The organism is Actinomadura sp. DC4, from assembly GCF_030406325.1.
GTDB lineage: Bacteria > Actinomycetota > Actinomycetes > Streptosporangiales > Streptosporangiaceae > Actinoallomurus.
The window spans coordinates 439,949-461,317 of the sequence record NZ_JAUEQY010000001.1 but is presented as its reverse complement, the minus strand read 5'-3'; the positions used below and the strand labels follow the sequence as shown (position 1 = coordinate 461,317).

At 70.1% G+C, this 21,369-nt stretch carries 20 protein-coding genes; 13 read left to right on the top strand and 7 right to left on the bottom strand.

What is annotated here, in order from left to right:
- Positions 1–28 precede the first annotated feature (28 nt).
- Together QWU11_RS02030 and QWU11_RS02025 are read left to right on the top strand one after the other, a co-directional pair.
- Complete coding sequence (locus QWU11_RS02030) at positions 29–445, top strand: hypothetical protein (RefSeq protein ID WP_290103223.1); 417 nt, start codon at positions 29–31, stop codon at positions 443–445.
- Positions 442–1,200 (top strand): hypothetical protein, encoded by a 759-nt coding sequence (locus QWU11_RS02025; RefSeq protein WP_290103222.1) that lies wholly within the window; start codon positions 442–444, stop codon positions 1,198–1,200. Before QWU11_RS02030 ends, QWU11_RS02025 begins: the two co-directional genes overlap by 4 nt.
- Here QWU11_RS02025 and QWU11_RS02020 read toward each other — a convergent pair.
- On the bottom strand, positions 1,164–1,652 hold the full coding sequence (locus QWU11_RS02020) for a GNAT family N-acetyltransferase (protein WP_290103221.1): 489 nt from the start codon (positions 1,650–1,652) through the stop codon (positions 1,164–1,166). The genes QWU11_RS02025 and QWU11_RS02020 overlap by 37 nt on opposite strands.
- A gap of 215 nt (positions 1,653–1,867) precedes the next feature.
- Between QWU11_RS02020 and QWU11_RS02015 the strand changes: the two genes are divergently transcribed.
- The 5 genes from QWU11_RS02015 to QWU11_RS01995 all read left to right on the top strand — a co-directional run bounded on the left by QWU11_RS02015 (position 1,868) and on the right by QWU11_RS01995 (position 13,253).
- Entirely contained in the window at positions 1,868–4,981 is a 3,114-nt protein-coding gene (locus tag QWU11_RS02015) for a TIM-barrel domain-containing protein (RefSeq protein ID WP_290103220.1), read from the top strand.
- A 112-nt stretch (positions 4,982–5,093) separates the two neighbouring features.
- Positions 5,094–6,593, top strand: coding sequence for a TIGR02677 family protein (locus QWU11_RS02010; RefSeq protein ID WP_290103219.1), 1,500 nt, complete (start codon positions 5,094–5,096; stop codon positions 6,591–6,593).
- Complete coding sequence (locus tag QWU11_RS02005; RefSeq protein ID WP_290103218.1) at positions 6,590–7,723, top strand: TIGR02678 family protein; 1,134 nt, start codon at positions 6,590–6,592, stop codon at positions 7,721–7,723. The genes QWU11_RS02010 and QWU11_RS02005 overlap by 4 nt, the downstream gene beginning before the upstream one ends.
- On the top strand, positions 7,720–11,886 hold the full coding sequence (locus QWU11_RS02000; RefSeq protein WP_290103217.1) for a TIGR02680 family protein: 4,167 nt from the start codon (positions 7,720–7,722) through the stop codon (positions 11,884–11,886). Before QWU11_RS02005 ends, QWU11_RS02000 begins: the two co-directional genes overlap by 4 nt.
- A 38-nt stretch (positions 11,887–11,924) precedes the next feature.
- Positions 11,925–13,253 (top strand): TIGR02679 family protein, encoded by a 1,329-nt coding sequence (locus QWU11_RS01995; RefSeq protein WP_290103216.1) that lies wholly within the window; start codon positions 11,925–11,927, stop codon positions 13,251–13,253.
- 54 nt (positions 13,254–13,307) lie between these two features.
- Here QWU11_RS01995 and QWU11_RS01990 read toward each other — a convergent pair whose 3' ends face one another.
- Complete coding sequence (locus QWU11_RS01990; protein ID WP_290103215.1) at positions 13,308–13,670, bottom strand: hypothetical protein; 363 nt, start codon at positions 13,668–13,670, stop codon at positions 13,308–13,310.
- Between QWU11_RS01990 and QWU11_RS01985 the strand changes: the two genes are divergently transcribed.
- Together QWU11_RS01985 and QWU11_RS01980 are read left to right on the top strand one after the other, a co-directional pair.
- The gene (locus tag QWU11_RS01985) at positions 13,663–15,915 is read left to right on the top strand and encodes a hypothetical protein (protein WP_290103214.1); all 2,253 of its coding nucleotides are present in this window, start codon (positions 13,663–13,665) and stop codon (positions 15,913–15,915) included. The two genes, QWU11_RS01990 and QWU11_RS01985, sit on opposite strands and share 8 nt — an antisense overlap.
- 64 nt (positions 15,916–15,979) lie before the next feature.
- Positions 15,980–16,189, top strand: coding sequence for a hypothetical protein (locus QWU11_RS01980; protein WP_290103213.1), 210 nt, complete (start codon positions 15,980–15,982; stop codon positions 16,187–16,189).
- Here the strand turns inward: QWU11_RS01980 and QWU11_RS01975 are convergent.
- Positions 16,161–16,487, bottom strand: coding sequence for a hypothetical protein (locus tag QWU11_RS01975; RefSeq protein ID WP_290103212.1), 327 nt, complete (start codon positions 16,485–16,487; stop codon positions 16,161–16,163). The genes QWU11_RS01980 and QWU11_RS01975 overlap by 29 nt on opposite strands.
- Before the next feature lie 71 nt (positions 16,488–16,558).
- Here QWU11_RS01975 and QWU11_RS01970 point away from each other — a divergent pair, with 71 nt between their 5' ends.
- Positions 16,559–16,954, top strand: coding sequence for a hypothetical protein (locus QWU11_RS01970; RefSeq protein ID WP_290103211.1), 396 nt, complete (start codon positions 16,559–16,561; stop codon positions 16,952–16,954).
- Positions 16,951–17,310 (top strand): DUF6086 family protein, encoded by a 360-nt coding sequence (locus tag QWU11_RS01965; RefSeq protein WP_290103210.1) that lies wholly within the window; start codon positions 16,951–16,953, stop codon positions 17,308–17,310. Before QWU11_RS01970 ends, QWU11_RS01965 begins: the two co-directional genes overlap by 4 nt.
- Before the next feature lie 183 nt (positions 17,311–17,493).
- On the opposite strand, the gene QWU11_RS01960 is transcribed toward QWU11_RS01965, so the two are convergent.
- The 4 genes from QWU11_RS01960 to QWU11_RS01945 all read right to left on the bottom strand — a co-directional run bounded on the left by QWU11_RS01960 (position 17,494) and on the right by QWU11_RS01945 (position 19,791).
- On the bottom strand, positions 17,494–18,390 hold the full coding sequence (locus QWU11_RS01960; protein WP_290103209.1) for a hypothetical protein: 897 nt from the start codon (positions 18,388–18,390) through the stop codon (positions 17,494–17,496).
- Positions 18,391–18,416: 26 nt separating this feature from the next.
- Positions 18,417–18,710: a helix-turn-helix domain-containing protein gene (locus QWU11_RS01955; RefSeq protein ID WP_290103208.1), complete on the bottom strand. Its 294-nt coding sequence runs from the start codon at positions 18,708–18,710 to the stop codon at positions 18,417–18,419.
- 254 nt (positions 18,711–18,964) lie between these two features.
- A complete protein-coding gene (locus QWU11_RS01950; protein WP_290103207.1) occupies positions 18,965–19,207 on the bottom strand; it encodes a hypothetical protein in 243 nt (80 codons plus the stop codon).
- Entirely contained in the window at positions 19,204–19,791 is a 588-nt protein-coding gene (locus QWU11_RS01945; RefSeq protein ID WP_290103206.1) for an ATP-binding protein, read from the bottom strand. The genes QWU11_RS01950 and QWU11_RS01945 overlap by 4 nt, the downstream gene beginning before the upstream one ends.
- Positions 19,792–20,203: 412 nt before the next feature.
- Between QWU11_RS01945 and QWU11_RS01940 the strand changes: the two genes are divergently transcribed.
- Positions 20,204–20,686: a hypothetical protein gene (locus tag QWU11_RS01940; protein WP_290103205.1), complete on the top strand. Its 483-nt coding sequence runs from the start codon at positions 20,204–20,206 to the stop codon at positions 20,684–20,686.
- Positions 20,683–21,351, top strand: a complete 669-nt coding sequence (locus tag QWU11_RS01935) for an NUDIX domain-containing protein (RefSeq protein WP_290103204.1) — start codon at positions 20,683–20,685, stop codon at positions 21,349–21,351. The genes QWU11_RS01940 and QWU11_RS01935 overlap by 4 nt, the downstream gene beginning before the upstream one ends.
- Positions 21,352–21,369 lie beyond the last annotated feature (18 nt).

Below are 21,369 nucleotides of genomic sequence, written 5' to 3'. Positions count from 1 at the left end.
AACGGGGCGTCTTCGATTGAATGGTCCGGTGGTCTCGACATTCACCGCGGACGACCTGAAGGCTCGGGCCGGGGAGCGCTCGTTCGCGCGAGCGGGTGAGTATCCCGGCGCAGTCGCCGATCTGGAGGTCACCGTCGACGGCGTCGCCGCCCTCGTGCAGGGCGGCGACGTCTACAAGGTCACCTTGACCGTGGACGGGGGCGTGGGCGGGCACTGCGGCTGCCCCTTCGGCCTGGACGGTAACTTCTGCAAGCACTGCGTCGCGGTCGGCCCGGTGGGGCTGAACCGTGGCATCGACCTGCCGGAGGCGCGGGCCGCCGCCGAGGATCGCGGACAGCGCCTGGACGCCTGGCTGGAGACCCTGCCGCGTGACGATCTCTCGCTCTCCTGCGGGAACGCATCGATGAGGACGACGACCTGCGCCTGCGGCTGGAGGTACGGGTGACGGACGCCGGCGCGGACATCGCCGCACTCCGGCCGCAGATCATGCGACTGCTCGACCCGGCGCCGTTCAGCCGGTACGGGCAGGTCGAGTACGCCGACGCGCCCGCGTACGCCGCGCAGGCCGGCGAGGCCGTGGACGCGCTGCGGTCGCTGACCGCCGCCGGGAAGGCGGCCGGTACGGTGACGATGTCCCGGGAGGCGATCGAGCGTCTCCGCCGGATCTACGAGGAGATCGACGACTCCTCGGGTGCCGTCGGCGAGGTCGCCGGGGAGCTCGAGGAGGCACATCGCGAGGCGTGTGCCGCCGCCGACCCGGTGGAGACCGCCGAGTGGCTGGCCGCCCACATGCTCGGCGACTGGTCGTACGTGCCGGAGATCGATCTCGGGGACTACTGGGACCTGCTCGGGGGCGAGGGACGTGCCAGGTCCACCGGACTGGTCGCCGGGGCGTCTCGGCGCGGCGGCTGGACCGCCAGGCTGCTCCGGGAGGACATCGCCCGTCTGGAGGGCGACGTGGACGCCGACGCCGCGTGGCAGGCCGCCGGGGGGCGGGCCACCGACCGGCAGTGGCTCGCCCTCGCCGACCTCGCATGCGAGGAGCGCCCGGCCACGCGCTGGAGGTGTACCGGCGGGCACGACCTACGTCGCGGAACTGCGCACCGCCCAGCGCCGCAAACGGAACCTGATGCGGATCCTCGACCAGCACGGCCTGTGACGGGTCAGAGGGCGCGGTGCATCATGTGCAGGCCGACGTAGCCCTCCGCGGGGTGGTGGAAACCGTCGGGGACCGTGCCCAGCACGCTGAAGCCGAGCGACTCGTACAGCCTCACCGCGCGTACGTTCGCCGCCACGACCGCGTTGAACACCATGGCCCGAAACCCCGCAGTACGTGCCCACGCGAGTGAGTCCTGGCACAGAGCGCGGCCCACGCCGCGTCCGGCGTGGGCCGGATCCACCATGTAGCTGGCGCTCGCGACGTGGGCGCCGTTTCCGGGGCGGTTCGCGTACATGTTCGCCGAGCCGAGCACGGCGCCCGACTCGTTCACGGCGACGGTCGTACGGCCCGGCGCGGGCACGAGCCACAGCTCACGGGCCTGATCGTCGTCCAGGTCGAGCGGATACGGGAAGGTCTCGCCGGCGGCGACGATCGCGTGGAAGAAGGGCCTGATCGCGGCCCAGTCGCCGACGGTGGCGTCCCTGATGAGCACCTTGGAAGGATCCCCGGTACGGCCGACGGCGCACAACCGGGTTTCCGGCCGTACCCCCCGCGGCCCTGTCCGGCTTCGGCCGTTATGGCATGGCCGGTTCCCTTGCTCATCGTCCGACTAAGTGTCATTTTGCGCTTGAACGAACGTTTTGGTGCAGCCTGCGCAGTTAATTCAACATTTTGCAACACCGGAGGCGTGCGGTGAAGGCAGCTTTGGTGCGAGCGAAAACGATCGGGGCCGTACTGGCCGTCATCGCCGGCCTGGTCGCGGTCGTCTCACCACCGGCGAGGGCGGATGTCCACCGGCACTCGGTCGTGTCGGGCAACGCCCGCTTCGAGGTGCTCTCTCCCTCGCTGGTCCGGATGGAGTACGCCGGCGACGGCAAGTTCACCGACGCGGCGACGTTCAACGCCATCGGGCGCGACACCTTCACGCCCCCCTCCTACACGTCCCAGGTCGTGGACGGGTGGCTGACGATCACCACCGACCGGCTGACGCTGCGTTACAAGGTCGGCTCCGGCCCGTTCACCACACAGAACGTCTCAGTGACGCTCAAGGCAGGCGTCACGGCACATCCCGCCTTCCCCGGCGCGGCGATCTGCGCCGTCGGCGCGCTGTGCGAGGCGGAGAAGACCACGCTCGCCGGCGGCGTGACCGTCGCGTCGGACCACACCGGCTTCACCGGGACCGGTTTCGCGGCCGGTTTCCAGAGCGTGGGCGCCTCGCTCACCTACCAGCTCGACGTGCCGGCCGCCGGAACCTACGATCTGCGGCTCCGCTACGCCAACAGCGTGGGCGGCGACGGGCAGAACACGACCCGTACGCTGAGCGCCGCCGTCGACGGCGGCACCGCGTCGACCCTGACGATGCCGACGACGGCCGACTGGAACACCTGGAACTTCGCCGCGCTGAGCCTGTCGCTGACCGCCGGCCGCCACACCCTGGTCGTCTCCCGCGGCGCGAACAACTCGGGCAACGTCAACGTCGACAGCCTCGCGGTGACCACGCCCGGCGCGGCCTACCCCGCGCCCGGCTCCGTCGCCGTTCCGTGCGACTACGGGGTGGTCTGCGAGGCGGAGGACGGGGCGCTCACCGGCGGCGCCACGGTCGCCGCCGACCACAACGGCTACGCGGGCGGCGGTTTCGTCGCGGGCCTGGAGAAGGCCGGCGCGACCGACACCGTCGCCCTGCGGAACGTCCCCGCCGACGGCTCGTACGCGCTGCAGCTGAGGTACTCCAACGGCGGCGGCACGGTCCGTACGATGACGGTCAACGGCGGCTCGGTGAGCCTGCCGACGACGGCCGACTGGGACTCCTGGTCGACGGTCACCGTGCCCGTGACCCTGGTCAAGGGCTCGAACTCGGTCGCCCTCGGCTGCCCGGCCGCCGACAGTTGCCACGTCAACCTCGACACGGTCGCCGCCACGTCGTCCACGTCACCGGTGCTCCTGCCGCACAGCCCGCTGGGCGGGTACCGGCGCGGCCTGGACGGCGTGAGCGGAACCGCCCCGACGACGCCGGGCCTGCTCTACCGCGACGGCTGGTACCTGCTGGACGACACGACGTCGGCGACCTACGACCCCGCCGCGCGTACGGTGCAGCAGCGGCCGGGCGGCCGGTCGTACCAGGACGGCTACCTGTTCGGGTACGGCCAGGACTACAAGCAGGGCCTGCGCGACCTGGCCACCCTGACCGGCCCGTCCGGGCTGCTCCCCCGCTGGGCGTACGGCGTGTGGTATTCGGAGTATTACGACTACACCGCCGCGGATTATGAGAACACGGTACTTCCGAAGTTCCGCTCCGACGGCGTGCCGCTCGACGTGCTGGTGACGGACACGGACTTCAAGTCGCCCGCCACGTGGGACGGCTGGGAGATCGACACGAAGAAGTTCCCCGACCCTGCGGGGTTCTTCTCGTGGTCGGCCGCCCAGGGGCTGCACAACACGCTGAACATCCATCCGAGCATCGTGAGCGGCGACCCGCAGTACGCCGCGGCCCAGGCGACGGCCGGCGGAAAGCTCGCCACGAGCGGGTGTTCCGCGCCCTCGGGGCAGACGTGCCACGTGTTCGACTGGAGCGACCCCGCCCAGCTGAAGGCCTACCTCGACCTGCACCAGACGATGGAACGCCAGGGAGCGGACTTCTGGTGGCTGGACTGGTGCTGCGACGACTCCCGCTCGTCGATGGCGGGCGTCACTCCGGACGCGTGGATCAACCAGCAGTACGCCTGGGACACGACGAAGAACGTGGGCCGCGGCTTCGCCTTCTCGCGAGCGTTCGGGTCGTTGCAGTCGTCGGGCTACAGCGGCCAGGCGGGCGTCCCGACGGGCCCGTGGGCGGACAAGCGTACGACGGTGCATTTCACGGGCGACACGACGTCGAACTGGCAGACGCTCGCTTTCGAGACGGGCTACACGCCGGGCGAGTCGGCGGCCACCGGGTTGTCGGCGGTGAGCCACGACATCGGCGGCTTCAACGGTCCCGCTCATCTCGCCGACGACCTTTACGTACGGTGGGTGCAGCTGGGCGCGTTCCAGCCGATCCTGCGCCTGCACAGCAACCACAGCGACCGCCTGCCCTGGCAGTACGGCGACGCGGCGCGCATGGCGGCGGAGAAGTTCCTGAACCTGCGCGAGGCGCTGGTCCCGTACACGTACGGTCTGGCGCACGAGGCGTCGGTGACGGGCGTTCCCGCCGTACGGGCGACGTATCTGGAGTACCCGGACCAGGCCGGGGCCTATTCCGCGGCGTCGCGTGAGTACTTCTACGGCTCGGACGTGCTGGTGGCCCCGGTCGCGTCCGCGGGAACGAGCGCCACGACGTCGGTCTGGTTCCCACCCGGGAAATGGACCGACTACTTCACGGGGACGACGTACACGGGCCCGTCCACCGCCAATGTGACGACGGACTGGAATTCGATGCCGGTCTTCGTACGCTCGGGCGGCATCGTGCCGACGCGTACGGACAACGTTTCCAATGACGTGCAGAACCCGCTGACAAAGGTCAGTTTGACGGTGGCCGGCGGCGCGGACGGCTCGTACTCGCTGTACGAGGACAATGGCACGACGGCGAGCCAGTCGTCGACGACCGCGATCCGCTCCACGGAGTCCGGCCACACGCTGAACATCGCCGCGGCCCAGGGCACCTACACCGGCCAGCCGACGGACCGCCAGTGGACCGCCGTCTTCACGAACGCCACCGCCCCGGCGACGGTCACCGTCAACGGCACGTCGACCACGAACTGGAAGTACGACACGACCCGAAGAACGTTGACGGTCACCGTCCCGTCCCGGTCGGTCAGGACCGCCACGACCATCAGCTACAGCTGAGCCGGGCCGCCGCCGAGGACCCCGGCGGCGGCCCGGTTCACACGGCCGGATGAGGCCGCGGAAACGGCGAGCCGTCCGTTTCCCTACGGTGCGACGCGTACGGTTGCTGACCGTGGGGGAAGATCTGGAGCGGCTGACCGCGTACACCTACCTGACGGTGCCGGATCGCGCGGCGTACATCGCGATCATGCGTGTGTTCACCTCGACGCTGCTGGCGGATCTGTCGGCGCACGACCTGGCCGGTCGTCTCGACGATCGGTTCCCGGTCGAGACGATCGCCGCGAAGCTGGACGCGTTGACGACCTGGGGTGATCTCATCCCCAGCTCCCGTCCGGTGAAGGCGGGCAGCATCCGGGAGTACCACCGGGTCCGGTCCCGCTATCAGCTGTCCGCGCTCGGCGAGCGGATCCAGCGGCAGGCGGACGAGATCCTCCTCCACGCCGACGCGGCGCGCGAGGTCAGCCGGGAGCTGCTCGCCCTCGTGGCCCGGGGTCTGGCCGATCTGGAGAAGTCGGCCGGGCGGCCGGGCGGGGTCGACCCGCGTGAGGCGCTGGACCGCATCTCCACGCTGTTCGCGCAGTTCGGCCAGTTCGCCGACTCGGTACGCGACTTCTACGCCTACCTCGGCCAGGTGATCTTCCGGTATGACCTGGACGGCGCGGAGTTCACCGGCTTCAAGGAGCTGCTGCTGGACTACGCCGAGACGATCACCGATGAGGTCGCCCTGTTCGCGCCGCAGATCGAGGCGAGCATTCAGGGGCTGTGGCCGCGGCTGCCGGCGCTTCTTGCGAGCATCGACGCGGCGGACCAGGGACTCGCGGCTCTCCAGGACGCCGACGTACGGATTCAGCGAAGTCGCGGCCGTGAGCTCGGCGACTGGGCGGGGCTGCGCGCGTGGTTCTTCGACGACACCGGCCAGGGCAGCCAGGTCGACCAGCTCCGCGACGCGACGTTGCGGGCCCTGCAGGCGCTGCTGGCCAACGCCAAGCGCATGATCCGGTCGGCCGGTGGCGGGCTGTCCCGGCGTCGCGATCTGATCCGGCTCGCGCAGTGGTTCGACGGCTCCGACGACGCGACCGCCCACGACCTGTTCGTCGCGGCGTTCGGGCTGTACGGGGCACGTCACCTCGGCGTCGCCCCGGACACCGACCAGGACGTGCCGGCGACGACGAGCTGGTGGGACGGACCGGCCGCCCGCGTACCCATCGCGCTGAAGGAACGCGGTTCGCGCGCGCCCCGGGGACGCACCTCCGGGCCGGAGGACTATGAGGACCAGCGGGCGAGACTGCGTGAACAGGCGGAGGACGAGGCCCGCCGTCAGCACGCCGCGGCCGCCGAACTCCGCGCGGCCGGCCCGCGGCTCGGCGACGTACGGCTGTCGGGCTCGGCCACCCGGCTGTTCCTGGACCTGCTCGCGCGATCCCTGGCGGGGGCGCCGCCGAGGTTCGAGGACGCGGAGGCCTCCGACGACGACCTGGACGTCCGGCTCCGCCTCAGCCGTACGGCCGGAACGGCGACCGTCGTCCACGGAGCGGACGGCGACCTCGTCCTCGACGGGCTGCGCGTCGACCTCGGCACCGTCGCACGCACGGATCTGGAGGCCGCCGGTTGAGCGGCACGGGCGACTTCGCCGACGAGTTGGCGGCCGAGCGGCGTAGCGCGGCCCGGCTGCTGCTGCGGGAACCCCTGGTCACCCCGGGGACGCATCCCGAGGAGTTTCCGCTGATCCGGCGGCATGCCGACGAGCTGACCCGGCAGTTCGGGCAGTTGCTGGGGTACCGCCTCGTCGTCGAGCCCGGTTTCGCGCGGCTCCTCAAGGCGGGTCTCGGCCGTGACTCCGGCCGCCGGCTGGAGCGCACGTCGGGCGCGCCGTTCACCCCCCGCACGTACGCCTATCTCGCCTTGGCACTGTCGGTGCTGGTCACCGCGCCCGAGCAGTTGCTGCTGTCGGAGATCGTCACCCGTACCCGGGCAGCCGCGGCCGAGGCGGGCATCGACCTGGGCGAGCCGAACCGCATCGCCGAACGCCGCGCGCTGGTCGCGGCGCTCAAGCAGCTGATGACCTGGCACGTGCTGTCCGAGGACGAGGGGTCGGTGGAGTCCTACTCCGGCGACGGCGGCGCCGAGGCGCTGCTGACGGTCGACCGGGAGGTCGCACGGCGTCTGGTGAGCGGGCCGATCGGCCGGGCTTCGGCGCCCGATGAGCTGATCGAGCTGGCGGCCGCACCCGGAGACGCCGGTCCGCGGCACGCCGTACGGCGGCGGCTGGTGGAGACCCCGGTCGTGTACGTCGACGGGCTGACCGACGAGGAGCACGACTGGCTGCGCCGCAACCAGCGCCGCGAGCAGCGCACGTTCGAGGAGTTCCTGGGCCTGGACACGGAGATCCGCGCGGAGGGCGTCGCCCTGCTCGATCCGGCCGGGGAGCTGAGCGACATCGAGTTCCCCGGCTCCGGCACCGTTCCCTGGGCCGCGCTGCTCGTGCTCGAACGCCTGGTCGCCGAGCTCACCCCGGACGGCGGCCCCGCCGGCATTCCCCGCGGGCGGATCGCGTCCGTGCTCGCCGAGCTGGTCGAGCGGCACGGTAACGCGTGGGCGGAGCGGTACACCGCCTCCCCCGAGCCGCTGTGCCAGGCCGTCACCGATCTGCTGCTGCGAATGCGGCTGATCGAGCGGTCCGGCGACGGCGGCCTAGGGCTGCTGGCCGCGGCCGCCCGCTACGCCCCGGAGGTGACCGCGTGACACCGTTGCCGAGGAACCCGCATCGGTTCCGGCTCAGCCGTGCCGGGATCCATCAGGTCTGGCAGTACGACGAGGAGTTCCTGTTCGGCGGCGGCCGGCTGCTGCTCCGTGGCAAGAACGGCGCCGGCAAGTCCAAGGCCCTGGAGATGCTGCTGCCCTTCCTGCTGGACGGCGACACCCGCAGGCTGGATGCCGCCGGCGGCGGCAAGACGACGCTGAAGTGGCTCATGCTGGACGGCTGGACGACCGGCACCAACCGGCTGGGCTACCTGTGGATCGAGTTCGCCCGGACCGTCGACGACGACAACGCCGGGGAGCGTCTGACGCTCGGCGTCGCGGTCCGGGCGTCGAGGTCGACGGGCGAGGCGAAGGCGACGTTCTTCGTGACCTCGCTCGCCGTCGGCGACGAGCTGCCACTAGACGATCCGGGCCGCCGTCCCACGCCCGCCCAGCTGCGGGACCTGGTCGGCCCGGAGAACTGCTTCGACCGCGCGGCCGACTACCGCGCCCGCGTCGCCCGGGACCTGTTCGGCCTCACCGACCTGGCGCGGTACCGGAACCTCGTCCACCTGCTGTACGGGCTGCGCCGGCCGACGATCGGCGACCGGATCGAGTCCGGTGAGCTGGTCAAGGTGCTCAGCGACGCCCTGCCGCCCCTCGACGACGAGGTCATCGACAAGGTCGCCCGCAACCTCGACGACCTCGACACCGTACGCGACGAGCTCGCGCGGCTGGAACGGACCGACGCCGCGCTGACGACGTTCCTGACCTCCTATCGCGGCTACCTGCGCGGTGTGCTGCGCGGCCGGGTCGCCCAGGTCGACGACGCGCTCGGGCTCCTGCGCGAACGGCGGCGCGCGGCCGGGAACGCCGAGCGCACCCTCGCGCGGCTCAAGGAGCAGGAGGCCGAGGCGGAGGCCCGGGTCGCGAGCCTGGAACAGATTCGCGACGCGGCCGACGCCGACCTACGGGCACTGCGGGAGAGCGCGGCGTACGGCGCGCTGACGGACCTGCGGGAGAGACGCAACACCGTGCGCGCCGTGGAGGACGCCGCACGCAGCGCCTGGACCACCGCCGATCTGGCCCGCCGGGGTGAGACGACCGCGGCGGACCGGCTCGCCGTGGAGACCGGCGCGATCGCCCGTGGTCTGACCGATCTGCGCGGTTCGCTGCGCGACGCTCGCGTCGGCAGCCGAGCCTGCGGGATCGACGAGGCCCTCCTGGGCGAGCCGCCCGCCACGACGACCGCGTCCCTGGCCGCGCCGGCCACCGAGACGATCGTCGATCCGGACGGCCGCGACCACGAGACCGTACGGCCCGGCGCCGGGACACTCGACGAACGGACGGCCGCGGACCTGACGGCCTGGCGGGACGGTCTCACCGAGGCCACCAAGGTGATCAAGGAGCGGCAGCGCGCCGCGGCAGCGCTCACCGAACACCTGAAGGAGGTCGCCGGCGCGGAGAGCCGGGCGGCCGCCCTGCGCCAGGACGCCGAGCGGCTGGAGGCACAGCTCGGCGGAGCGCAGGACCGCGAGAAGCAGCGCGGCGGCCATCTGGTCGAGGCGTCCGCCGCGTACGCCCGGCTCGTCCGTGCGTGGGCGGACCGGCTCCCGGACCCTGCCGCCGTCCAGTCGCTCGTGGCACTGCCCGACGAGGACGAGGACCTCCCGGTCACCGACCGCTGCCTCGACCGGGACGTCGCCGAGACCGTGGACCGGACCGCGCACGAGGTGACCGACCCGGTGCTCGCGGTCTGCGAGACCGAACGCGACGACGCGATCGCCCGCGAACGCTCCATCGCCGCCGAACTCGCCGAGTCGCGCGCCGAGCGGAGCCGCTGGGAGCGGCAGCCCGACCCCGAACCGCCCCGCTCCTCGTACGCGACCGCCGACCGGCCACCGCGTGGCGGCGCTCCGCTGTTCCGGCTGCTGGACTTCGCGGACGGCCTGTCCGACGCCGACCGTAGCGGCCTGGAGGCCGCGCTGGAGGCGAGCGGGCTGCTCGGCGCCTGGGTGTGCGCCGACGGCACCGTGCTGGCCGCCGACACGCGTGACGTACTGCTGCGTCCGGGACCGCCCGTCGCGGGGCCGAGCCTGGCCGACGTGCTCCGGCCCGTACCCGCCGAGGGGGTGAGCGCGGCCGGCCTCGAGGCGCTGCTGCGCTCCATCGGGCTGGGCGAGGCGGAGACGGCGTCGAGCTGGGCGGCCGCGGACGGCCGATGGCGGCTCGGTGTGACGCGCGGCGCGTACGGGAAGGACCGCCCGGAGTACGTCGGGGCGGGCGTCCGGGCGGCGACCCGGCAGCTCCGCATCGCCGCGCTGACCACCCGGATCGCGGAACTCGAAGCCGCGCTGGAGACCGCGCGGACCGTCCGCACGCGGATCGAGGAGCGGCGCGACGCGCTCCGCCGGGTGCTGCGCGACGCTCCACGGACGCGTGCCTTCACCGACGCGTGGACGACGTACGAGGAGGCGATCGCCGAGACGGGGCGGCTCACGGCGGACCTGGCGAGTGCCCGCCGCGCGGCCGAGGAGGCCCGCGCGATCGCGGTGCGCCTGCGCGCCCGCGCCGAGGCACGGGCGAGCGCGGACGGCCTGTCCGCGGACCTGGAGGCCCTCGCCCGGATCCGTGCCGAACTCGGCACTCTGCACTCCCTCATCGGCACGCTCGCCCGCGACGCCGGAAGCGTGCTGGATCGGCTGTCGGCGCACGGCGCGGTCCGCGAAGGCTGGGAGAAGGCGCGCGCCGACCGTACGTTCGCCGAGGACGGCTACGTGACCGCGCGGGCGGCGCTGACCGCCGCGCAGCGCGAGCTGAAGCTGTTGGAGGAGTCCGTCGGCGCGAGCGAGCAGGAGATCCTCGCGAGGGAACGCGAGACGCAGGACCGCTTCGACACGGCGGTACGCGGGCTCCCGCAGCTCCGGGTGCGGCACGACGAGCTCCGAAAGGACCGGATCGAGGCCGGCGTACGGCGTGAGGGCGCTTCGGTCGCTCTCACCGAACAGGAGGGGAACGTCGTGAACGGCGGCGTCCGGCTGCGGCGCCCCCTCGGCCTGCCCGGCCTGCCGCTCGCCGCCGAACTGGGCGAGGTCGAGGAGCCGTTGGGCGCCTACGACACCGCGCAGGACGGGGACGTACGCGCACGGATCAAGGCGCTGAACACCCTCGCCGACGACATCGGCACCCGGCTCGGCCAGGCGTCCGCCGACGTCAGCGACTCGCTGATCCTCCGCCGGGGAGAGGAGCTGCGCGACAACCTTGCGGGCGGCTACGACGCCGGCGTCGACGAGATGGACGGCGTCAAGAGGTTCGCCCTGCACGACGACACCGGCGCGCACGACGTGGCCGTCGTCGGCACCCGCATCGGCACGGCCCTCGCCGAGGCCCGGCTACGGCTGTCCACCCGCGAGCAGGAGGTGTTCGAGCGTTACCTGCTGGGCGAACTCGGTGACCACCTCTCCCGGCAGGTGCTGGCCGCGCACAACCTCGTAGCGACGATGAACGAGACACTCGATGAGGTCCGCTCGTCCCACGGCATCGGCACCCGCCTCGTATGGGAACTGCCGGCCGGCGCCGACGCCGACATCCGGGCGGCCGTCGAACTGCTCCGCCGCCCGTCGGCCCTGCGTACCCGCGAGCAGTCCGCCGGCCTCCGCGACGCCCTCCGCCGCCGCATCGAGGACGCCCGGCGCGCCGACCCGTCCGCCGGCTACGCCCTGCACCTGCGTACGGCCCTGGACTACCGGGCCTGGTACGGCTTCCGGGTCAAGGTGACCGACGCCGCCAACCCCGACCGGGAACGGGTCCTCAGCCACCGGACCGCACTGAGCCAGGGCGAACAGCGCGTCGTGTCCTACCTCGTGCTGTTCGCGACCGCCGCGGCGCACTTCTCCTCCCTCGGCGACACCGCCCCGGACGCCCCGCGCCTCATCCTGCTGGACGACGCGTTCGCCAAGGTCGACGAACCGACCCACGGGCGGCTGCTGGGTCTGATGGTCGAACTGGACCTGGACTTCATCATCACCAGCGAACGCCTCTTCGGCTGCTTCGCGAGCGTACCGAGCCTGCACATCTACGAGTGCCTGCGCGACCCGCACGTCCGGGGCGTGGCCACCGTCCACTTCACGTGGGACGGGCGACACAAGCGGCTGGTCAGCACGTGACCTCCGCCGAGCCCGGGACATCCGCCGCCGAGCGTGGGATGACCACGCGGACCCGCGCCTGGCTCGACCAGCCCGCACTCGCCCGATTGTGGGACCGGCTGCGCGACCGGCTCGAACGCAACGGGCTGCTGGTGCGGGGCAGGCTGCGCCTCGACGGCGTCACGGCGGCCGAACGCGAGGCCCTCGCCCTGCTCACCGGCCGCCCGTACGCCGGAGACGCGGTGTCGATCGCCCTTGCCGACCTCGACGCTCAGCTCCGTACGGGCGCCGCCGAGCGTGGTCTTGTCGAGGTCGTCGCGGAACTCCGCGGCCCGCTCACCGACCGCCCCGCCGCCCGCGACGCCCGCCGCGCCGCCGCCGAGTCGCTCTGGGCCGCCGCGGATCAGGCACTGCGGTCGCGTGGGCTGGCCTCCGCGGCCTGGTCCGGGCCGTGGCTGGAGGAGGTACGCCGGGCCGGCGCCCTGGCCCGGCTGGCCCCGGAGACCGCCGGGCGGCTGATCGTCCAGGCCGTCGACGTCATGGCGACGCTGGCCGGTCCCGCGTCCCCGGGCGCGGCGGGCCTGGACCCGTCGTCTGCGGGTGCGTCGGGCATGGACCCGTCAGGACCGAGCGCGGCAGGGGCGCCGGGCCGAGGCGAACTCGCCGAACGTGTGACCGGAACCGCGCACGGCCTGGACGACGGCACCCTGCTGTCCCGGATCGTCCTGCGCGCCGTCGCCCGCGTCCTGGAAATGCCACCGCCCCAGGACGCCCGCTCCCGGCGCGAACTGTGGGAGGCGGCCGGCGTGGCCGTCGATCGTGTGTCGACGACGGTGCTCACGCACGGGCTCGTCCCCCTCGGCGAACAACCCGCCGTACGCCTGCTCCGCGAGCGCACGCGTGCCGGCTTCGAGAATCATCTGACGCTGCGCGACCTGGGCCGTATGACCTGGCGCCTCCCGCCCGGCACCGAGGTCTTCGTCTGCGAGAACCCTCGTGTGGTGGAGGCCGCCGCCGACCGCGGGTGTCGCCGGCCGCTGGTCTGTGTGTCCGGCAATCCGACGACGACGGCGCTGACGCTGCTCGACGCCCTCCATGCCGCCGGAGCGCGCCTCGCCTACCGGGGCGACTTCGACTGGCCGGGGATCGCCATCGCCAACCGCATGATCGGCCGATACGGCGCCCGCCCCTGGCGCATGCGGGCGACGGACTACGAGGAACACGTCGCCACGGCCCGCGACCGGGGCACACCGCTGCCGCCGCTGACCGGTGCACTCGTCGACGCGGTCTGGGACCCGGAACTGACGCCCGCCATGACCGCGCTGGGCGTCGCCGTCCAGGAGGAGTCCGCCCTCGAACTCCTCCTCGCCGACCTGCTCTCATCTTGAAAGCCACTGAACGGGCTCGCCGGTCTTGGGCGGCCGTCGCGCGGGTCCGGTAAGTCAGCGTTCGTTTCTGGCTGCGCGGCTGTCGGCACGGTTTCTGGCGATGTTCCGTACCTTCTTGGTGCTGCCCATTTCGGAAAGCATGGCGAGTACCGGTAGAGATGTTGATTCAGTGGCGATGCGGCGTTGCATCCAGCCCGTCACGCCTGCCATCTCAGCGGGAGCCGGAATAGCGCCGGTCATGACGGTCAGGTAGATCGTCCAGTCATGGATACGGCGGTACAGGAACCTGCGATGCCCGTCCGTCGCGATCCGATCTATCTCCGGCATCAGTCCGACCCCCCACTGCCGGAAATCGACCGGGTCATCCGTCTTCATGGCGATTCTGTCCACGAGTTCGACGACCGCCGTCTTGGACACCGACTCCTCGGGGTCTCGCAGGATCACCGAAACGACTGCGCGGTCATGGTCACTGCCCTGCGCGGCAGCGACCACCTTGCGGTATGCGGACAAGCGTACGTGCTCATCCTCGGCCGCCTCGTCGATGTCCACATCAACGAGGCCGGCATCGGCGAGCAACGCGGTCAGGTCAGCGCGCAGCGTCATCGATGTTCATCTTCACCCGGCGATGGTACTCAGAGGCCGCCATCCGGTCACCGGCCAAGACGAGTTGTCGGCGATGTTCAGCGTCGGTCGGCTCGGGGCGCGATTCGCGCCGCCTCGGTGTGGCGGGGGCGATAATTTGGCCGTCATGGCGGACACGGTGAGTGACCCGGTAGAGACGGTCCTCAAGGAACTGGCCGGGTGGGCGGAACAGGCTGAACGGACCGGCCGCCGGCTGGGCGGCGACGCCGATGAGGCTCGGTTGCTGCTGGACCTGCTGCGTGACTACTTGGGGATCGGTCTCGCCGATCTGGCCGAGGGAGACCTCGGCGAGCTGTTGCTCGAGATCTACCCCCGGAAGATCACCGTCCTGAAGGCCGACGACGTCGACGGCGTGATCCCGACCGCACGGGCCCTGCTGACGTTCTGCCGCGACACCGGGAGGCTGAGCACGTCGAAGGCCACACGCCTGGAAGCCGAGTTGGAGGAGATCGAGCCGCGTTTCGCCGATGCGGTGATGAACCCCGCCAACTGGGGAATGGCACGGTCGCTCACGCAGGCCATGTCGGCCGACGGCATCGATTTCTCCGACCAGGCCGCCGTCGACCGATGGATCAGTGAGTACAACGGCGGCCTGTCTGCTTTGGGCACGTCCGGAGCCGGCGCCATCACTCCTTATGACGAGGACGAGGAGCTCGATCTCGCGGAGGCGTTCGGCCTGCCGGACCGGCTTCCGCCGCTGCGTCTGCCCGAGGACGGCGAGCTGGCAGAGGCCGCGCGGGCCAGTGTCCTGCTCGACCGCGCCCGGCAGCTCTCCGACTGGGTCGGCGGTGAACGCGAGATCATCGACGGCTATGACCTGGCTCCGTCTGACGTCACGGAAGCAACGGCCGCCCTTGGCATCGACGCCGACGAACTCGCGTACGTGTGGCATTTCGCCGACCACGCCGACTTCCTGTCCTTCCACGAAACCTACGTGACGACGGGGCCGACCACCGAGAACTGGCCTTCGGCGGCCGATGACGAGGTGCTCGATATCTGGCACGGGGCGCTGAGCGCGGCGCTGTCGTGCGGCTTGCTCGTCGACGTCGACGCGAACGACCCGGCCGCGCGAACCCTCGACTTCGACGGTGCCGGCGTCGCCATCGTCATGGCGCTGTTCCTCGCCCGTTCCGAGGGCATCCCGGCAGCGGAACTCCACACGATGATCCGCGATGGAGTGACCGCCGAGGCCTCACCCGACCTCGCGGGTGAGGGCTGGCGGGCATGGACCGAGGAACACGGCGACCCGGCCCGCATGCTGCTCGGCCGTCTGCGGGATCTCGGCGCGGTCGAACATCACCCGCCCACCGAAAAGAGCGTTCCGGAAGGCACCGAGGGATCCGACGACGAAGTCGTACGGCTCACCCCACTGGCCACCCGGGCCCTGCTGATCCAGCTAGAGGAAGCCGGGGTCGATGTGCCGATTCTTCCGCCGGTGCAGGAGATGACCGCCGCCGACCTGATCGCTGTGGCCGAGGGAGGCATCGAGCACGAGGTGGACACCGAGATGACGGCCTGGCTGGAACTGCGCGGCGCCGAAGCCGCCGCCGACGAGCTGCTCGCGACCGCTGCCGCCGGCGGGGCCGCGGACCGGTTGTTCGCCACCGTGCTGGCGACCCGGATCGGCGCCGCCGCCGAACCGCAGTGGCGCGAGGCACTCGGCGGCCTCCCGCTACGCCCGTACGCCAAAGTCGCGCTCGCCGAGCTCGTCGAGGCCGAGTCCTCCGATGCCCCGGCCGATCTGGAGCCCACCCCGGAAGATCTGGCGTGGCTGCTCACCGACGCCATCGCCGCCACCTGCCGCGCTCTTGAGTCCGAAGAGGTCGCCGACCAGCTCCGCGAAGCGCTCCCGCCCGGTGAACGACCGCAGGAGCTCCTTGACGTGATGTGGCGGCTGCCCCATCCGGACGTCGCCGAGGTCCTGACCCTGGCCGGCGACCATCACCCCGACAAGAAGGTCGCCAAAGCCGCCCGCAAGGCCGCCTTCAAGGCGGCCTCCCGGGCATCGGCGACTCGGTGACCAGCGACCCCGCTGGTCGGCGGCCTCTTGCCGCCCGCATCCGCACGGAGACGGAGCCCCGGACGTGAGCGAAAATCAGTACTACGAGTTCCGCGCGATCGATCGTCCGCTCCACGAGCGACAACGCGCCGAGCCACGGGCTCTGTCGACCCGAGCACAGATCACCGCGACCAGCTTCGTGAACGAGTACCACTGGGGAGACTTCCGCGGCGACCCCAACGCGCCGGTCGGGTGGCGAAACGCCATCAGAGACGGGGCGACGCACGGCCGGTGAAATCCGGAAGACGGCATGGTCGCTGCGTGAGGAGCGAGAACGGGCTGAGACCGAGAGAGCCGCGCGGGAAGACGCTCGCCAGGCGCGGGCGGCGGCGGCAGCGTACGAAAAGCGCCTGGACGGGTTGGCGACGCGTTGAGAACAGGCTTGGCGGCAGGTCAGCGCACTGATCGACACCAAGAAACCCCGCGAGTACGACCAGGCGTTCACGCTGCTGAAAAAACTTGAGGCGCTCGGCGACCGAGAAGGCAACGCCGAGGCGTTCGCTGAGCGGTTCCGGCAGTTGCGTGACCAGCACCTTCGTAAGCCCAGCCTCCTCGATCGCCTTGATAGAGCCGGACTCCAAGTCTGATACCAGGACCTACGGCAATGACCTTCGCTTCAGGTCTTTCCGAAAAGAACGACACTGGAAATTCCTCCTTATCCGGCTTGGAGGAAAAAGGGACTATGTGGTCGACGATCCCACCCGACCTGGCCGACGAATCACTGACATCGATCGCGTCGAAGAGGCCACCCTCTGGGAAGACAAGAGCGCAACAAGTGCCGTCGACATCGACAAAGTGGGTGTCGAAGCATATAGACAAGAAGTTCAACTCCTATCTTGAGGCTCGGCAACATCTGGAGGGATACGAAGATGCGCCCATCGGCTTCAGTTTCTCCAAGCCGAGCGCCGATCCCGAGTTCAGGTCTGCCGTCGAGAGCGCCATCGGAAAGCTTCGGAAATCGCATCCTGAAGTAACAATCCGCCTGGAGTGGCCACAGTGAGCTACATTTTCGACATAGGCGACGAGACGATCTGGAGTCCGTCCCTGCGCACAGGGCGTCTCTACGTAGGACTGACCACCTGCATCGCGGATCTCGAAGGCCGCCCGTCTGGTCTGGTCGCGAACGCCGAGGACATGTACGCGCTGGAGCCCGGGGAGTTCCGATCGCTCGTCGAGGCCGTCCACGCGAACTTCTTCTCGACCGAGCACCAAGTTTACCGAGGCCAGCTCCGCGGCTGGCTCATGACATCGCTCGTCTTGCTGCAACGAGCCCACCTTGATCTTCCGGTCGCCAACGAACCGGACGAAGACCTCCAACAGGACCTGGCCGTCTATGCCAAGTCGATGCCGGCATGAGACGGAGCCTGGGATCAGCGCCGACATTCCTACGCGATGGATAGAAACACACGTCACTCAAGGCGGCGGGGACGCCGGCGTTCTCCTACCGACCCCACCACGATGCCGTACGCGGGCTCCGGTGGGGAGCCAATGGTGATCTCTTCGAGAAGCTAAGAACGTGCGGGTCACACCGCCTTGCGGTCATTCGAACAGGTCGGTGATGGAGGTCGCGGCGGCGGCGCGATCGAGCCAGGTGTCGAGCTGTCGCGTGTCCGTGCAGGTGCTGATGTGTGCACGAACGTCTTCGGGCACCTCGATCCCCCGCACGGCCAGAACCCGCAGGAGCGCGCTGGCCTCCCCTTCCGCCCTGCCCTCCACCCTGCCCTCCACGCGGCCCTCCACGCGGCCTTCGTCCTTTCCGCGACCGAAGTGTTCGCGGGCGAAGGGGCTGTAGACGGGCCAGGTCGAAGAAGCCATGATTTCCTCCAGGACGCGTCGAATCTCAGGTGCGGCCATGCCATAGGCGTATTCATAGTACTGCGGAGCGTGTTCGGGCTTGATGATTTCCAGCGCGGCCATGAACGCCTCGACGACCCGGCGGTCGCGCCCATGGACCATCACCGCCATCGCCGCCAGCCCGGGTTGGCCGACGGCACGGTCCGGGCTGGTGATCACAGGAACATCACGTGGCCCCAGCACTACGGCCCGAAAGACAAAACCGGGCAACTCGGTATTAATTGGTTCGGCATACCAGACGGCCGCGTCAGCATTGGGGCAAATACACAACACGGTGACCGGGCACTGCAGCGACAACCAGAACGCAGCGGCATAGCGCGGTAACTGCCGCCGCTTGGCAACGGACTTCTCCTGCTGAACCTCCACCACGATCCCGTGCGTCTGCTTCTGTGGAGGACCAACGGTGATCACCGTGTCGGGCTGGAAGTCCCTCGACGGCCGATCGTTGAAGTCGTTGCTCTCCAGCCGTACGGGCAGGCCCGGCGGCAAAGCGACGTCCGTCAGCTCACGAAGGATCTCCACGGCCAGTGCAGGATGCTCCCGGAACAACCGGTTGATGGTGTCATGACGAGGAGACGGCATGTCACGTTAAGTTAGCTCATGATCTCTTATAGTGATGACCAATTATCGAAAATTCCCGCCGTGCAGTCGAAATGCCGAGCGACTTCTCTGATCGAGCAACCCTGCTCGTACAGCCGTACGGCGTCGCTCTCCCACTCCTCCGCCCTCCGCTCGCGCTCCGCTCGGAGCGTCTGGATGTCGGCGAGGCGGTAGCGGCGGTGCCCGCCGGGCGTGTACGCCGCCGGCAGCAGGTCGTTCCGCGCCCATCGCGACAGCGTCGTCACGGTGACACCGAGATGGCGGGAGGCTTCGCGCGGGGTCAGCAACCGGTCGTCCTGCATGCGAGGGGTCCTCATCATGATCACGGCCGCAGTCCCGGGCCCTCTCGTGTGAAGCGGCCGGACCGCAGCGTACGGGGGTGCCGCCCGGGGCGAGCACGTCAGGCAGGTGACGGCCCGCCCCAGGCGGCCGGAGCGGCGGGCCTCCCCTTGCCCGCCACAATTTCGGCCGCTGCTCCCGGGGGGCGGGGCGGCGGCCTCAAGGTAAGGCGTGGTCTTCATGCGACCGTCCAGGGGCGTCGGCCGTACGGGGAGTCTCAGGGTCTTCGCGGCGGCGGGGAGTAGCCGCGCACGGGCGGCTGCCGGAGTATTCGCTGGAGTTCCTCGGCAAGACGGAGGATGAGGTCCCAGCGGGCCTCGTTCAGCTCGTCCTGGTTCGCGCCGCGCAGGACCGTACCGAAGCGGTCGGCGGTGGCGGCCCACTGTCCGGCCTGAGCGTCCCAGCGGACGGTGTAGCCGGGCAGGATCGGCGGCGGGTCGAGTGGTGTCGGGCCGGTCACCGCACGGCCGTCCTGATCTCGGCGAGCTCGGCAACGGTGAGCTTGACGAGCGGCGTGGAGACGATCGCGTGCACGGGCTTGTCGTGCGCCGTGGCGGCGTGCCGGCGGCGGGCCGCGAGCGCGTCGACGATGACCAGGCCCCGGCCGCTCTCGTTGAGCAGGTCGTCATGGTCGGATTCCGCGGCGAAGACGGCGGTGACCGTACGGCCGGTGTCGTTGCCGTGCCACCCCCAGCTGTCGGCGAGCAGTGCGACCGTACGCAGGCCGCGGCCCGATTCGTCCCACTCCCCTGCCTCGGCGGCCACCGGTTCGGTCGGTCCGCCGTCGTCGGTGACCGAGACGCACGTTCGCTTGTCGGCGTGGGATACGTCCACGGTGAACATTCCACCCTGACCGGATTTGGTGTGGCGCAGGGCGTTCGCTGCGAGTTCGCCGACCACGAGTAGCAACTCGTCGTGGCGTGGATGGTCCGGCATCAGAGCGGTCGTGAACGCTCGTACCTCGTGAGCCTGGTCGGCACGGCCGGGGAACGTCCGCCGCCAATACATGGCCGGGGCGACGGGCAAGAGGATAGGTAGCAGCATGGGCACCTCACGGAGGCGTCTGGTGACTTCGGAGAACCGCCTGGTCGCTCCTCAGTTCACACTCCATCACCGCTCCGTCACCACCGGTTAACACGAGCGGATTGACGAACGTCGGCTTCGCACGCGCAATGCCAGAACGCATGCCGCGTGCGTCGTTTCTTACCGGAGCGTTGCGAAGCCGAACGTTCGCGCTGAATCCCACGGCCGGCATCGGCTTAAGGACTGCGAAGCACTCCGGAACGGCCGGCTCCGTGTCGAAGACGCGATTCTTACCCATGCCGAACATGACCTGGCACTCATCGGTAGCCCTACAGCCGAAGGACTGTCCCGGCTGTTATTCGGCTACTCACCCGACGGCGATCCCGATTCACTGGCACTCGACCAGGTTCCGCTTGACCTGCCCTATCGCTGAGTGATCTCCAAGAACGATGTGGCGGACTCGGCGGTGGCCCGCCGGTTCGTCCCCGGGCGCGGACTCGTAGAGCGACCGAACTGGCGCATCTCGGCCCCGGATCGGATCTACGTACCGAAGGTGGACGAGTACGGGCTCCTGCTCGATGACTATCTCCTCGTCACCAAAGTCCGTAACTACCTGTCGCGCGACGCGACCGATGGAGGATTCTCCATCATCAGCTTCGGCGGCACCCATGGCACGGGCACACGTGCGCTTCAGCTGCTGTTCAAAGATCGCCGCGTCCTGGCCGACATTGCCGACCGGCTACGGCAACGCCCTGCCGCATTCCAAGCGCTTTTCAGGGTCAGCGATATCGACCATGATCGTACGCGCGGCAGCCATGCCCACCGGCTCGAACTCGCCGACGACGTACTCGTCCTTCCTGACCGGGACCAGGTCTGGCGTACCGCGACCGACATCGTGCAGAGAGGAATCCAGTGACCGCTCCCCGGCACCCCGAGATCAAGTTCGCTCCGCGCGAGGTGTTCGAACAACTGCTGGATTGGAGCGTCATACCGACCTTCGACCTTGTGGTCGAACTGCCCGAAGCCGATGGCGTGGTACTCGTCCGGCGGACAATCGCCCCGTACGAGAACTGCTGGGCGCTTCCTGGCCTGCGAATGTTCAAGGGTGAGGGGATCGACGATGTGATCGCCCGGATCGCCGAGGATGAGCTGGGCGTACGGGTTGATGTTGGCTCCAAGCGGTTCCTGGGGCAGTACGTCGGCCGGTTCAAGACCGAACGCGAGCGTCAGGACCTCTCGTCCGTCCGGCTACGTGGTGCGTGCTTTCAGCAGCGAACTCCGGATCAACCCGGCGCACTTCTCCGGCCACCGCATCATCAAGAAGGCCGAAGAGATGCCGGCCTCCACCGGCGCCATGTACCGCTTCTACCTGTCACGGTATTTCGACGCCGACTGAGCCATGTCCGATGTTCCTGGAACGGTCCCCGGCTCGGACAGGCCCGAGCATCGGTGAATGTCTTTTGCGCGCCCACCTTGCGGGAGCGTTCAGCAGCCGAACGTTCGCGCCTGGCGCGATACCGACGCCGAACCGGCGCTGATGTCCATCGATTTCAGAACGTGACCGATCGACGCATGCTGTAATCGGCTCGACACCTCGTG